Source organism: Anabaena sp. FACHB-83 (assembly GCF_014697485.1).
Taxonomy (GTDB): Bacteria; Cyanobacteriota; Cyanobacteriia; order Cyanobacteriales; family Nostocaceae; genus Nostoc_B.
On sequence record NZ_JACJRY010000043.1, the window covers coordinates 15,536 to 28,917 of the forward strand.

Consider the following 13,382-nt stretch of genomic DNA (forward strand, 5'->3'; position numbering starts at 1 on the left):
CATGTAGAAGTCAAAAGTTTCTTAGGTCGCGCGTTTATTAATGATTTAGAGCAAGAGATGGGTCAATATGTAGTTTATCGAGATATTTTACTAGAGACAGCTTTAGATTTTGAACTTTATTTAGCGATTACACAGGGAACATATAACAGTTATTTTCAACGCCAATTAGCCCAAATGATTATCAAGCGCAATCATGACAATTTATTCCTAAATTATCTGCATTTGCCCACCCTAAAAGCTACAAGCCCCTGACTAAACCAAGGTTTTCTGTTTACGTAAACTTTGAATGGTGGCGATCGCATGTTTCGTTACTATATCAATTTCTGCGGCTGTGTTAAACCGTCCAATGCCAAACCGCACGGAAGCATAAGCTAGTGGCTCAGAGTTGCCCAAGGCTGTGAGAACATAAGAGGGTGCGGTAACTGCCGATGAACAAGCAGAACCAGAAGATACCGCCATCACAGGTTGTAGTCCGAGGGATAATGCAGCGCCATCAACTCCCTCAACGCTGATATTTAAGTTTCCCGCTAGTCGCTGCGTCGGGTGTCCGTTAAGGTGAATTCCTTCTAACTGGGATAATTGCTTCCACAAACTTTCTCTTAATTGAGTCTGACGTGCAGTTTCCGTCGCTTGTTCTGCTAAAGCCAGTTCTATAGCTTTGCCAAAACCAACAATTTGCGGTGTGTACAAAGTTCCTGAACGCATTCCCCGTTCATGTCCACCGCCATGTTGTTGGGGTGCAAGTTGTACTCTAGGGTTACGTCTACGGACGTATAATGCACCGATACCTTTTGGCCCGTATACTTTATGAGCAGTCAACGACATTAAATCAATGTTCATCGCCTGCACATCTAAGGGGATTTTACCAATAGCTTGGGCAGCATCGGTATGAAAAATAATATTGCGATCGCGGCATATTTTCCCAATCTCTGCTAAAGGTTGCAACACCCCAATTTCGTTATTCGCCGCCATCACCGATACTAAAATTGTCTCTGGACGACAGGCTTTTGCTAATTGGTTTAAGTCAATCAACCCATCTTGTTGTACTGGCAAAATTGTAATTTCAAACCCCAGACTTTTCAGATACTCACAAGGGTCTAAAACTGCTTTATGTTCGGTCGCTACAGTAATAATATGCTGACCTTTTTGAAAATAAGCTTCAGCAATACCTTTAATGGCTAAATTATTCGCCTCTGTTGCACCACTAGTCAAGACAATTTCTTCGGGTGTGGCGTTAATTGCTGCTGCTAAGATTTCTCGCGTTTGTTTCACAGCCGCTTCGGCTTCCCAACCATAAACATGGTTAATACTAGCGGGATTGCCAAATTTTTCGGTGAAATAAGGCAACATTGCTGCTAACACTCGTTCATCTACTGGTGTAGTCGCATGACAATCAAGATAAATCGGACGATGAGACATAAATTAATGTAAAACTTGACTGAGTTTTTTTAATATTTGCAGAACTTTATATAACTCATTTTCTCGCCTAGATAAAGTAAATTTATCAGACAAAGCATATTGAGGTTTATCGTATTTTATTAGCTTAATAAATTGAATATCTTCTCCATTTGTAACTAGTCCAAACACAGGTTTGTCTGTATTGGAACTACCCAACATATATACTAAAGCCTGGGGAATCGCTTCTAAAAGAGATAAACTGGCTCTTTTCGATTCGATGACCAACAACCAAAACTGCTCTTTAATCACCAAGACATCGATTCTGCCCCTGACAATTTCTTCTGCATCTTCGACTGTAATTTCTACAGATTCTTCGGTGGCGATCGCATAAGGCTCTCGATAAAATCCCGCCAAGTCTAATAGAGGCGATATTACCACCATTTTGACGGCATTTTCTAAAATTGGTGGACGCTTAACTAAACTTAAAAAATTAGCTTTGACTCTATCCAAATATTGTTGATCTAAATTTGTCACTGACGGTAAATTTTCCAGCCATTCTGTGAAAAATCCTTCATTTTCTGAAATTTGGAGGCTAAATCTTTCCTCTAAATAAGCAAGTCCGATATTTTGCGCTTGGACGACTTGAACCATATTTAACATCGTGAATTTGGATGAATTATGCCCAAATTAACTTTTAATCAAGAGTATCTGGATCTATACCCAAAGCTCTTAATTGTTCCGCCAATTTTTGAGCGCGTTGTGCTTCCTGTTGGGCGCGTTGTATTTCTTGTTGAACTTGTTGTTCTGCTAACTCAGCCCGTAGTTGTGCTTGTTTAACTTGTTCTGCGGGTGTGGGATATCTGTTTCCAACTTCGTCATACCAATAAAGCCATTCTCTAGTGACACCAGAGTAATTTCCCCGTTCACAACCAATTCCCAAGCCAATTTCTGCTAACCACACAGGATTGCCTGATTGTAATTCATATTTACCATTAACTAACTTATGCACTTCTAAGCGAGGTTTGCGGCGACGACGAGAAGAATAAATCACATAATAAAGTACACCTAAAGCCTCATATTCTTTTAACTTGTCGCTGTATTCTTTGCGATAGTTGGGCGAAACTACTTCTAACACCAAAGTTGGCAGAACATTTTCATCCCACAACACATAACTCGGACGCAGTTCTTCATCATAGAACCGTTCTACACCCAAACTTAAAAAACCATCGGGGACAATTGGCGGTTCATCAGGGTGATAATAAATACCCATATCTACGCCAAAAAACCAGTCCATGCGTTCTGACCAAAGTATTAACAGTATTGCTTTGAGTAACCCTGGGATTAATTCTTGCAGTTCATTATCTACTGGTGTTTCATCAGAGTCTGGTAGTTCCTCAGCAGAGGGCAAGTACCTCAGCAAGTTGTACTCTAACATGGCTAGTTTCCCCAAAACTTACGGATACTGGGCTTTAATCTATGAATCCACGCCAATATCCTCACCAGAATTATAGCGATTTCGGATGAATAGGTGAAAGGTTATAGGTGACAGGTTACAGGTTATACCATTTCACTTTAAAAATGATACGGATATGCAAGTAGCGCCTCGACTTCTCCTGACGGAGACGCTGCGCGAACGCTCGGCGACCAGAAGCAGAGTTGCAGAGGAAGCGATTTCTATCAGTAATTTCGTGAAATGGTATTACAGGAGAAAAATTTTATACTCCCTAATCCCTAGCCTCTAGCCCCTACTACGATGATTAATAAAGATATTAGTTTTTTGGATCTCTGATTGGTTTATATTTACGAGAGGGTTTATTATCAGCCACTCTTTTTCCGAGATTAGGAGGCAGCGTCAAAAAATTTTAAATTTTGGGTTGAGATTTTAGATTGCTTTAAAGATGTTGTTTGCAGAGGATGTCACAGAAGTATCAAATATTTATGGTGCTTCCCCCAGACTATCCTGGTCGCTGCTTTGCTTAAAATGACATTCTCATAAATCTAAATTGATAGCAATCTAAATTGATAATGAAACGAATATTTTTGCTGAATTGTAACCGATAAAGACTAAACTAAAAAGTCTTGTGCAGCAAAACCTCTAGCTTTAAATGAAGTAATCATGTCCAAGGTTCTTGTCTCCGATCCTATTGATCAAGCTGGGATTGATATTTTATCCCAAGTTGCTACAGTTGATATCAAAACTGGTTTAAAACCCGCAGAATTAATCGAAATTATTGGTGATTACGATGCGCTAATGATTCGTTCTGGTACTAGGGTAACAGAAGAAATTATTGAGGCTGGCACACAGTTAAAAATTATTGGTCGTGCTGGTGTAGGGGTAGATAACGTTGATGTGCCTGCTGCTACCCGCAAAGGCATTGTTGTAGTTAATTCCCCTGAAGGAAATACGATCGCAGCAGCAGAACACGCATTAGCAATGATGTTGGCTTTGTCCCGTCACATTCCTGATGCTAATGTTTCGGTGAAAAGTGGAGAGTGGGATCGTAAAACTTTTGTTGGTGCGGAAGTTTACAAAAAAACACTCGGTATCGTGGGCTTAGGAAAAATTGGTTCCCACGTTGCGAGTGTGGCTAAAGCAATGGGAATGAAATTACTCGCCTATGATCCTTTTATCTCCAACGAAAGAGCAGAACAAATTGGTTGTCAGTTAGTAGAGTTGGATTTACTTTTCCAGCAAGCAGACTACATCACACTCCACATTCCCAAAACCCCAGAAACTACCCATTTAATCAACGCTGCAACTTTGGCAAAAATGAAGCCGACAGCGCGGATTATTAACTGTGCGCGTGGCGGGATTATTGATGAAGCAGCTTTAGCCGCAGCCATCAAAGAAGGTAAAATAGCTGGGGCAGCTTTAGATGTGTTCGAGTCAGAACCTTTGGGTGAATCAGAATTGCGATCGCTCGGCAAAGATATCATCCTCACCCCCCACTTGGGAGCCTCCACCACAGAAGCGCAAGTCAACGTTGCCATTGACGTGGCTGAACAAATCCGCGATGTTTTATTAGGACTCCCCGCCCGTTCCGCCGTCAACATTCCCGGACTCGGCCCCGATGTTTTAGAAGAACTCAAACCTTACATGCAACTGGCTGAAACCTTGGGTAACTTGGTTGGTCAGTTAGCTGGCGGTCGCGTCGAAACACTCACAGTCAGACTGCAAGGGGAACTAGCCACTAATAAGAGTCAGCCCCTAGTAGTCGCATCCTTAAAAGGTCTACTTCACCAAGCTCTACGGGAACGAGTAAATTACGTCAACGCCAACATTGAAGCCAAGGAACGGGGAATTCGCGTCATTGAAACCAGGGATGCTTCCGTGCGGGACTATGCTGGTTCCTTACGCTTGGAAGCCACAGGTACTTTAGGTACTCACTCAGTTACAGGTGCTTTGTTGGGGGAAAAAGAAATTCACCTCACAGACGTTGATGGCTTCCCCATTAACGTTCCCCCCAGCAAACACATGCTGTTTACCCTACACCGCGACATGCCAGGAATTATCGGTAAACTCGGTTCTCTCCTCGGTAGTTTTAACGTCAACATTGCTAGTATGCAGGTGGGGCGGAAAATCGTCCGTGGTGACGCGGTAATGGCTTTGAGTATTGATGATCCCTTACCCGATGGCATTTTGGCGGAAATCACCAAAGTACAAGGGATTCGTGACGCTTATACAGTAACACTTTAAAAGTGCTGAGTGCTGAGTTGAAAGTGCTGAGTGAAGAATATTAGAAGTTCAAAGCAACTTACCACTCTCATCACTCTTGCACAGACGCATTGCATCTCTACTCAGCACTCAGCACTTAGCACTCAGCACTTAGATATGGCAAACACTTGGTGGGAACTGCAAATTTTATGTGAACCAGAGCTAGAAGATTCTATCTTTTGGCGACTGGAAGATTTTGGTAGTCGGGGAACAGCCAGCGAACGCAAAGGAAATTCCTCCTTAGTTAAGGCTTACTTACCGCAATTTCAAGCTCAGTTACTCGATTTGGCAGCATTGGCGCTGCGGTTACGTCAAGATGCTTTGTGTGTGGGAATGTCTGCACCGAGCTTACATTGGCAGTTAATTGATGAAGAAGATTGGGCGAGTAGCTGGAAGCAATATTGGCAACCCTTGGAAATTGGCGATCGCTTTTTGATTAACCCTGCATGGCTACCAACACCAGAAAACTCAGGACGATTAATCATTCTCCTTGATCCTGGTGTCGCCTTCGGGACAGGAAACCATGCCACAACTCAACTGTGTTTAGAAGCCTTAGAAATGCGCTTGAGTGAAGTCCCGCAATCGTTTGTGGGCAATGCAGAAAAAGAACCAGTCACAATTGCAGATATCGGTTGTGGTTCTGGTATTTTATCTGTCGGTGCAGTTTTGCTAGGAGCCGAAAAAGTTTATGCAGTGGATAATGACCCCTTGGCAGTGCAATCAACCTTTAGTAATCGCGCCCTGAATAACATTAGTCCAGAACGCTTGATTCCCGCCGAAGGCAGTGTAGATGTTTTAAACACAATCATCGACAAGCCAGTAGACGGTATTGTTTGTAATATCTTGGCTGATGTAATTATTCAGTTGGTTCCCGAAATGACTGCGATCGCTAAACCTAGCACTTGGGCAATCTTTAGCGGCATTTTAATCGAACAATCTAAATCCGTAGCCGATGCCTTAGAAAAAAATGGTTGGGTGGTTGCAGCTTTGTGGAAAAAGAAAGAATGGTGCTGTTTAAATGCACGGCGTTCTTGATTTGATACGTCAAATAGCACCTTTTGGCTTTTGTTATGTATTCACAAAATTTTTGTAGAGACGTTTCCTGAAACGTCTCTTAATTTTGCTCATCTCATTTTGTTGCAAAATTCGCTGGCTGTTACGCGGTGAAACAGCCGATGAGCTACAAGAACGAAATAATTCTGCATTGGAAAATCGCCTACCAAGCCAGTTACTTGAAGAAATCCAGCGTATTGCTAGTCAAAACTTGCGCTATTAATACCAATTTGAAAAATGATTGCGACAAATGGGTTACTGAAAAGCTCACCAGTAAGCAATTTCCCAATCCAAAATCCAAAATCTAAAATCCAAAATGGTATAAGATTCTGCCCAATTTAGAATCAGACCTTCGTTTATTCAACTGTTAATTGTTGAACTCCTTTAGTCATATACCAAACAGAACTGCTTAGACTTAACAACTTACACCACAATTAATTTTGCGCTTTTATAGACGAAACTCCTTGAATTGTGTCTAAAAAATCAGCTAAAAAATCTTGAATTTTTTTAATGCGTATACAGAATATAAGAGAGACATTTTAGATGTTGTGCAGCGTTAATTAATATCACCAAATTTGTGGAGGTGAATAAATGGCAAGGATAACTATCTCAGACCTCTATTCCAGTAGTGACGAACAGTATATTACTGAACTGACTGCTGGAGAAGCCACAAAGGTGGAAGCAGGTGCAAGCTCAAGTTCAATCACAATTGACACTAGCGACCTCATAAAAACGCAGCAAAATATCAATAATATTCTGCGGGATGTGTCAACGGAACTAGAACAAACAATCGCTGGCTTGCAACAACAGCAACAACAACCTAACAACCGCTATGGTCAAAGGTCACGGTATGGAGGTTACTACATTGAGTATTGATTTTTAGTAAATGGGTATCAACACGCTAGTAGCTAATTCATTCTTGATTATCGTGTGTTCTAACTTGCATTAGTTTTAAAACGCACGATTTTTTATTTCAGTAATTAGCGAATTGATAAAAATATGCTGTTGTATATCCTCAACTTATTTAATAAGTTGGGGATTTTTTATGGATAAATATTTTACAAATATATCAATCTTAGACTTGTGTAGAACCCAACATTCTCCAGACTTTGTTGGGTTACGCTATCACTCCATCCAACCTACTATTCTGATTTATGAGTTATACCATTTCACTTTAAAAATGATACGGATATGCAAGTAGCGCCTCGACTTCGCTCGGCGACCAGAAGCAGAGTTGCAGAGGAAGCGATTTCTATCAGTAATTTCGTGAAATGGTATTATTCTTCAAATTATTTTTATTTCGGAAAAGTCAATATATCCCACTAATGTTTCAAATAGACGCAAGACATTTATTTATGTCTTTTGAATGGCGTTTTTAGCGTTGACTTTTATAGGTTGCATAAATAAAAATTGCAGTAACAGTTAAGCGAAACCAAGCTTAATTGCCTGCAAAAACTACTGGATGACAAGCAACTGTATTAGGAGTAAATAATGGCTAATATCACTCTTTCGGAATTAAATGCTGCTGGTTCTCAACTGTTTCAAGATTCCGAAAGCTTTTTGAATGACCTGAGCGATGTTGATGCGATCGCTGGTGGTTCTGGCTATGGCTATGGCTATGGTTACGACGGCTTTGGATTAAATAAGTTGATTGAAGGATTTGTTGATGTTTATGCTATTCAACATGTCTATGGCATAGCTAAATCCTTCAGCAAAGGCGGCTACGGTATCTCTGCTGTCTAGTAGCTTTGTAATTCACTACTAAGCTATCTTTCACATAATAGGGAAAGATAGCTTAATTCCCCAGACAAATTATCAATTCTCATCCAATATTTGAGGATAAATTCATGGCAAATATCACTCTTTCAGAATTAAACGCTGCTGGTTCTCAACTGTTCCAAGATTCCGAGAGCTTTTTGAATGACCTCAGCGATTTTGATGCGATCGCTACACAGGGTGCTGATGGTAGCTACATTAGCGACTTTTACGGATTTAACAAACTAATCGAAGGATTTGTTGATGTTTATGCTATTCAACACATCTTTGGTATAGCTAAATCCTTCAGCAAAGGCGGCTACAGTAACTCCGCCTATTAATAGCATTGTAATTTCCTACTAAGCTATCTTTCGCAGCATAGTTAAGTGAAAGATAGCTTAATTACCCACACAAATGATCAATTTTCAGCAAGTCTTTGAGGAGAAAATCATGGCTAATATCACCCTTTCAGAATTAAATGCTGCTGGTTCTCAACTGTTTCAAGATTCTGAAAGCTTTTTGAATGACCTCAGCGAAGTTGATGCGATCGCTACACAGGGTGCTGATGGTAGCTACGTTAGTGACTTCTATGGATTCAACAAACTAATCGAAGGATTTGTTGATGTTTATGCTATTCAACATATTTTTGGCATAGCTAAATCTTTTAGTTCTAAGGACGGCGGCTACTACTAATAGCTTTGTAGTGCAATAATAATTCTCTGTCAATGATGCCATAAATCAGTCTGCATTCGACACTATACAACTTTGATGTAGAGTATGCAGGCTGAATTTCTCCAACTTAATATTAAGTGCAGCATCACAGAGAATTGACCTAAGTCAGCACTCTAGGAAAAAATTATTTAGAAGACGCATTTCGACTCCATTGGGTGCATCCCAGTTTTTATTACTCAGCAAAATAATAATCCTGTCATTGCGAGGAGGCACGACGAAGCAATCGCATGGACTCGTTCTTAGTGAGGGATTTTGCGATTGCTTCACTCCACTTCTTTGCGCTCGCAATGACATATTAAAAAAGTGGGATGCTCCCGACTCCATTCAATGCTCAACAATCTGATTATAAGAGGATTGAGCAAAGTGGTTACTGAGCTTATCTAAGTGTCGAAACTCGGTAATCTAAATTTAAAAATGAAGTGCGATTCAGCTTCATTACCTAAAAATAAACCTGATTCCAACCAAGTCTTTGAGGAAAAAATTATGGCTAATATCACTCTTTCAGAACTAAATGTTGCTGGTTCTCAACTCTTCCACGATTCTGAAAGCTTTCTTAATGATTTGAGTGATGTTGACATGAGTACTGCATACGGGGGAAATAACTCTAATTCTTATGAATACGGTTATGGCTCTGATTCATACATCAGTGTATTTAATAAACTGATTGAAGGATTTGTGAATGTCTATGCTATTCAGCATATTTATAGCCTAGCTAAATCATTTAGTAAGTCTAATTACTAATAAGTTTTTTGTTTACTACTCTGCTAGATGGCTCTCATGGATTGGAAGATAAAAATCAAATCCAAGAGAGTCAACTATATCTATTCTGGGAATGATGAAATGGCCAAGATTATCATTACTGATTTAAGTCCTCTTGACTTAGACAGCTACCTGACTGAAGTAAATGAACGAGATTCTCTATTTATCTATGGTGGGGAATCGGAATTGCAGCAACTTCTGAATTTTGCTTATACATTCTTGAATTTTATCTTATCCACTTATGCAATCTACAGTATTTCATCAATAGCAAAATCTTTCACAATTCCTCAGCCTAAATCTACCCGTTCGGTGTTTAGTTTATTTTAATTGTTGCATCACAATTGAGACGGTGATTATAGCAATCATCGTTAATTTTGCAAAAACTCTCCACATCTAACACTATGGCATTTTTATTAAGCTCTCAAAATGTATTGGAATACTTGCTTACAGTTGGACTTTGTAATCAAGCAGAACAATCATTAACAAAGATTGAGTTAAAACCGGCGAAAAACTTTAACTTGTTAGTGACTTTACCAGATAATCGGCAACTTTTAGTGAAACAAGAACGCCTAAATCGAGAAGGAAAAACGGCTGGAGAGTTTGCTGACGAATGGAGAGTGCATCAGTTCTTACAAACTTTTCCAGAAATTAATCATCTTCGCGCTTGTTGTTCAGAAGCAGTGCATTTTGATGGCGAAAATTCCATCATTGTTTTTAATTATTTGAGTAATTATCGAGATTTGGCTGATTTCTATCTCAAAGAGAATGTCTTTCCTATTGAGATTGCAAAAGTGATGGGCGAAACTTTAGCATCACTTCATCGTGCTACAATTGACCATCCAGAATATGAAGCATTCTTGCAAAAAACTGAGCAAGTATCTCAACTCAAAAATCCGAATCTCAATTTAGGACTAGATAGAATTACTCCAGAAATCTTTGGCCTAGTTCCCAGTGAGGGATTGAAATTTTTTGCCCTATATCAACGTTACGATAGTTTGGGGCAGGCGATCGCAGAATTGAGCCGTTCTTACACCCGCTATTGTCTGACTCATCATGACCTGAAGCTGAACAATCTTCTTTTATCTTTAAGTTGGGAAGACGCAATTGCAAACAACTCCTTGTCTGGTGAAAGTATCATTCGCTTGATTGACTGGGAACGTGGCGCTTGGGGAGATCCGGCGCATGATTTAGGAATGCTCATTTCCAGCTATTTGCAATTTTGGTTGTATAGTATGACAACTAGTAAGTCGATGGCTATTGAAGAGTCATTGCGTCTCGCTACAACACCATTAGAATTACTTCAGCCTTCGATTGCGGCGCTAATGTCAACTTATTTAACTCAATTCCCAGAAATTTTGCAGCGTCGTCCAGATTTCTTAGAAAGAGTAGTGCAGTTTTGCGGTTTAGCCTTAATTACCGCCATTCAAGCCGGACTCCAGCATGACAAAACCTTCGGTAATATCGGAATTTGTATGCTGCAAGTTGCTAAGAGTTTGCTATGTAATCCCCAAGCATCAATAAAAACAATTTTTGGTGTTGAAGCTTTAGAACTCTTACCGTCAAGCGTTTATCAGACAGGGCTTAAGCACAAAGGTTAATGGTGAAGAATGGGTGTAAGGGTTTGAGGGTGTAGGGGTGTAAGGATTTTGAACATCTACACCCTCCTCCACACGCTTGATTTTTCATATCACTGCGTCCGATTAGAATTAACCATCTATAGAGAAATAAAGGGAGTTGGGAGTAGGTTAAATACCTCTTTGATTCATGGTTGTAAATTTCTTCATCAAAACTGCTTCCTAACTCCTGAATTCTGAAATCACAGGTAAGCTTTTATGCAAATGTTAGATTCCATCGCCACTCAACTTGCAGAAATTCCTGAGTCATTGCAGACATCACTACAAGATATTATTTCTCAGATTGAAATTGAGTCTGCTTATTGTATTAAGCATCCAGATTACCAACCATTGCAACTGCCAGAAGCAGCAATTTCTCGTTTTCAGCAATTACCTGCGGCGCTACAAAAGAAATTTTTAAGTATGCAATTGCGAAGTTTTCTTTATGGCATTTATTACAATGGTTCTTTAAAAAGTTCTCTGGCTGCTAATACAGGAACTAACACTGTAGCTTTAAACCAACATCTAGAAAATAATACTTTACTTGGTGTTGATGTAGCTTTTTACGATCGCCTGCACGAAAGTAATCAAGGCGATGGTTATTGGTATTACAATTGGCAGGTAGTCAAAGAAAATCTTGATAACACTTTGGCAGTCCAGAAAGATGGTTTAACTCTGCATATTGAACGCAGTCGTCATCTATTACCCCAACATCAATCTACAACTGTGGGTAAGTATGTTGCGGTCAAAATGCCCAAAAATTTGGTACAAAATGGATTTTATATGGCGGTGGCGAACGCTGGAACGGCGACAAATCGGGAAAGATTGGTGCGTGTTTACTTTAATGTCACTCCCGAAGGTGCTGTTGCAGTTATGCACACCTTGACTACGCAACTCAATTTTCTAGAGATTCCTTTCTCATTGAAAGCCTTATACAATCCTTCCGATTACGAACGTTACGATTCCGCAGTATTTTACTTTGATAAAAAGGATTATGAGGCAATTCATCCAGTGTTAGAAAGGGTGTATGTCGAATGTCAGTCTTATTTTCAGCCGGAAGTCCCTTTATTTACTAAGTTTATGGCACCGGGGTTAGCGATCGCGGAAGAACCAAACCGCAGATTTGCTGAACAAGAAAGTTTTGGGACACATCGTTGTCAAATTATCGCTAACGGTTTGCTGGATGCTTGGGAGCAAGGCAATGATACACCCGCCCATCGCCTCACAGCAATTTTCCAACAATTTGCCTTATCCCAAGTAGAATTACAACGCCCTTATTTGAATGCTAATTCTGCGGATATCTATATACCTTTATCTTTATCATAATTTTCCTAGTAGTCCTCGAAAAATCCCCGACTTCTCAAAGAAGGCGGGGATTTAAAAATTGAGTAATTAAGCAGGTCTTGGTAAATTTTGAGATGGTGGAGAATTATTTGGTAGCTTTGTCACTATTTCTAAATTTGCACCTTGTTGCTGTAACCAATTACTAAAAAACTCGCCGATAATTTGCAAACGTAATTGCTCATTTAATTCCGGTTTAATAATTTCCTCAACAGCAATTATATGTACTCCTTTGGGTGTGACAATTGGCTTGATAATTTGTGGTGGAGTCGCAGCAAATACGGCGGCGGCGATTTCTGGTCTTAAGTCAGCGCGGGTGCGGATTCCTTGATAACCTCCAGCCCGACGAATTTCGGGATTATCGATATATTGGCGGGCAACTTCTTGAAAACCAATTTCTCCTTCTTGCAGGGCATAAAATATCTCTAATGCTAAGTCTTCATCATCAAAAATAACTTCATAAATTGCGGCGGCATAATATTCAAATTGACGAGCATAAAAATATGGTTCGACTTTTTCAGCAAATAAATGATTCGCTAATTTTGTAGATAAAATGTTGGCTTTGGCAATTTCTTCAAAATCATCTAAAGACAGATGATATCTTTCTAGCCAAGCCCAAGTGTCTTCTGCTCTGAGGAGTTTATTGGCAACACGCATACTATCTGCGGCTTTTTGTAGTTCTTCAACTTCGACGGTAATTCCAAGTGTTTCGACTGTTTCGGCAATAATTTTTTGAGTAGCGATCGCATCTAATATACTAGGAACTTGACAAGACAATTTGATGTAGTCAATAATGTCTTCCACAGCAATATTTAACAGCTTTGCCATAATTAATTCCTCCACTAATTCTGATTAGTGTTTTGTAGGGCGCATTGAAGTTAATCTCATATCTATATATGTTGGCTGGCAAGATTATTTCTTATCTCTATCTAGTGGAAGTTTCGCCTGCTAATTAATATTTTATGTTAGACATAAACATTCAGAAAATTTGTATTATTAAACCATATCCCGCCTTG

At 39.7% G+C, this 13,382-nt stretch carries 15 protein-coding genes and 1 pseudogene; 12 read left to right on the plus strand and 4 right to left on the minus strand.

Features of this window, described 5'->3' with window-relative positions; genetic code table 11:
- Nucleotides 1-15: 15 nt before the first annotated feature.
- Nucleotides 16-252, plus strand: a pseudogene (locus H6G79_RS29320) (element excision factor XisH family protein); the annotation flags it as partial.
- Here the strand turns inward: H6G79_RS29320 and H6G79_RS29325 are convergent.
- The 3 genes from H6G79_RS29325 to H6G79_RS29335 are packed head-to-tail and all read right to left on the minus strand — an operon-like array spanning nt 253 to nt 2,833.
- Entirely contained in the window at nt 253-1,419 is a 1,167-nt protein-coding gene (locus H6G79_RS29325) for a cysteine desulfurase family protein (RefSeq protein WP_190590061.1), read from the minus strand.
- Nucleotides 1,420-1,422: 3 nt separating this feature from the next.
- Nucleotides 1,423-2,049 carry a restriction endonuclease subunit R gene (locus tag H6G79_RS29330; protein WP_190590060.1) on the minus strand — a complete coding sequence of 209 codons (627 nt, stop codon included), beginning with the start codon at nt 2,047-2,049 and terminating at the stop codon, nt 1,423-1,425.
- A 43-nt stretch (nt 2,050-2,092) separates the two neighbouring features.
- Nucleotides 2,093-2,833, minus strand: a complete 741-nt coding sequence (locus H6G79_RS29335) for a Uma2 family endonuclease (protein WP_190590059.1) — start codon at nt 2,831-2,833, stop codon at nt 2,093-2,095.
- A 681-nt stretch (nt 2,834-3,514) separates the two neighbouring features.
- Between H6G79_RS29335 and serA the strand changes: the two genes are divergently transcribed.
- The 11 genes from serA (at nt 3,515) to H6G79_RS29390 (ending at nt 12,351) form a co-directional block, all read left to right on the plus strand.
- The gene (gene serA, locus H6G79_RS29340; protein ID WP_190590058.1) at nt 3,515-5,095 is read left to right on the plus strand and encodes a phosphoglycerate dehydrogenase; all 1,581 of its coding nucleotides are present in this window, start codon (nt 3,515-3,517) and stop codon (nt 5,093-5,095) included.
- Between the two features lie 135 nt (nt 5,096-5,230).
- The gene (prmA, locus tag H6G79_RS29345) at nt 5,231-6,148 is read left to right on the plus strand and encodes a 50S ribosomal protein L11 methyltransferase (protein ID WP_190590057.1); all 918 of its coding nucleotides are present in this window, start codon (nt 5,231-5,233) and stop codon (nt 6,146-6,148) included.
- Between the two features lie 85 nt (nt 6,149-6,233).
- Nucleotides 6,234-6,389 carry a hypothetical protein gene (locus H6G79_RS29350; RefSeq protein WP_190590056.1) on the plus strand — a complete coding sequence of 52 codons (156 nt, stop codon included), beginning with the start codon at nt 6,234-6,236 and terminating at the stop codon, nt 6,387-6,389.
- Nucleotides 6,390-6,757: 368 nt separating this feature from the next.
- Nucleotides 6,758-7,042, plus strand: a complete 285-nt coding sequence (locus tag H6G79_RS29355) for a hypothetical protein (RefSeq protein ID WP_190590055.1) — start codon at nt 6,758-6,760, stop codon at nt 7,040-7,042.
- Between the two features lie 615 nt (nt 7,043-7,657).
- Nucleotides 7,658-7,909 carry a hypothetical protein gene (locus tag H6G79_RS29360; protein WP_190590054.1) on the plus strand — a complete coding sequence of 84 codons (252 nt, stop codon included), beginning with the start codon at nt 7,658-7,660 and terminating at the stop codon, nt 7,907-7,909.
- Between the two features lie 104 nt (nt 7,910-8,013).
- Nucleotides 8,014-8,262 carry a hypothetical protein gene (locus tag H6G79_RS29365; RefSeq protein ID WP_190590053.1) on the plus strand — a complete coding sequence of 83 codons (249 nt, stop codon included), beginning with the start codon at nt 8,014-8,016 and terminating at the stop codon, nt 8,260-8,262.
- Between the two features lie 109 nt (nt 8,263-8,371).
- Nucleotides 8,372-8,614 carry a hypothetical protein gene (locus tag H6G79_RS29370; protein WP_190590052.1) on the plus strand — a complete coding sequence of 81 codons (243 nt, stop codon included), beginning with the start codon at nt 8,372-8,374 and terminating at the stop codon, nt 8,612-8,614.
- A 522-nt stretch (nt 8,615-9,136) separates the two neighbouring features.
- Nucleotides 9,137-9,394: a hypothetical protein gene (locus tag H6G79_RS29375; protein WP_190590051.1), complete on the plus strand. Its 258-nt coding sequence runs from the start codon at nt 9,137-9,139 to the stop codon at nt 9,392-9,394.
- A 99-nt stretch (nt 9,395-9,493) separates the two neighbouring features.
- Nucleotides 9,494-9,739 (plus strand): hypothetical protein, encoded by a 246-nt coding sequence (locus tag H6G79_RS29380; protein WP_190590050.1) that lies wholly within the window; start codon nt 9,494-9,496, stop codon nt 9,737-9,739.
- Between the two features lie 74 nt (nt 9,740-9,813).
- Nucleotides 9,814-11,010 carry a phosphotransferase gene (locus H6G79_RS29385; protein ID WP_190590049.1) on the plus strand — a complete coding sequence of 399 codons (1,197 nt, stop codon included), beginning with the start codon at nt 9,814-9,816 and terminating at the stop codon, nt 11,008-11,010.
- A gap of 234 nt (nt 11,011-11,244) precedes the next feature.
- Nucleotides 11,245-12,351, plus strand: coding sequence for a T3SS effector HopA1 family protein (locus H6G79_RS29390; protein ID WP_190590048.1), 1,107 nt, complete (start codon nt 11,245-11,247; stop codon nt 12,349-12,351).
- Nucleotides 12,352-12,417: 66 nt separating this feature from the next.
- On the opposite strand, the gene H6G79_RS29395 is transcribed toward H6G79_RS29390, so the two are convergent.
- Nucleotides 12,418-13,194 carry a peptidylprolyl isomerase gene (locus tag H6G79_RS29395; RefSeq protein WP_190590047.1) on the minus strand — a complete coding sequence of 259 codons (777 nt, stop codon included), beginning with the start codon at nt 13,192-13,194 and terminating at the stop codon, nt 12,418-12,420.
- Nucleotides 13,195-13,382 lie beyond the last annotated feature (188 nt).

Coding starts and splice junctions, on each gene's coding strand:
- serA (WP_190590058.1), top strand. CDS start 3,515: ATGTCCAAGGTTCTTGTCTCCGATCCTATTGATCAAGCTGGGATTGAT.
- H6G79_RS29330 (WP_190590060.1), bottom strand. CDS start 2,049: ATGGTTCAAGTCGTCCAAGCGCAAAATATCGGACTTGCTTATTTAGAG.
- H6G79_RS29360 (WP_190590054.1), top strand. CDS start 7,658: ATGGCTAATATCACTCTTTCGGAATTAAATGCTGCTGGTTCTCAACTG.
- H6G79_RS29335 (WP_190590059.1), bottom strand. CDS start 2,833: ATGTTAGAGTACAACTTGCTGAGGTACTTGCCCTCTGCTGAGGAACTA.
- prmA (WP_190590057.1), top strand. CDS start 5,231: ATGGCAAACACTTGGTGGGAACTGCAAATTTTATGTGAACCAGAGCTA.
- H6G79_RS29370 (WP_190590052.1), top strand. CDS start 8,372: ATGGCTAATATCACCCTTTCAGAATTAAATGCTGCTGGTTCTCAACTG.
- H6G79_RS29380 (WP_190590050.1), top strand. CDS start 9,494: ATGGCCAAGATTATCATTACTGATTTAAGTCCTCTTGACTTAGACAGC.
- H6G79_RS29325 (WP_190590061.1), bottom strand. CDS start 1,419: ATGTCTCATCGTCCGATTTATCTTGATTGTCATGCGACTACACCAGTA.
- H6G79_RS29375 (WP_190590051.1), top strand. CDS start 9,137: ATGGCTAATATCACTCTTTCAGAACTAAATGTTGCTGGTTCTCAACTC.
- H6G79_RS29355 (WP_190590055.1), top strand. CDS start 6,758: ATGGCAAGGATAACTATCTCAGACCTCTATTCCAGTAGTGACGAACAG.
- H6G79_RS29365 (WP_190590053.1), top strand. CDS start 8,014: ATGGCAAATATCACTCTTTCAGAATTAAACGCTGCTGGTTCTCAACTG.
- H6G79_RS29385 (WP_190590049.1), top strand. CDS start 9,814: ATGGCATTTTTATTAAGCTCTCAAAATGTATTGGAATACTTGCTTACA.
- H6G79_RS29390 (WP_190590048.1), top strand. CDS start 11,245: ATGCAAATGTTAGATTCCATCGCCACTCAACTTGCAGAAATTCCTGAG.
- H6G79_RS29395 (WP_190590047.1), bottom strand. CDS start 13,194: ATGGCAAAGCTGTTAAATATTGCTGTGGAAGACATTATTGACTACATC.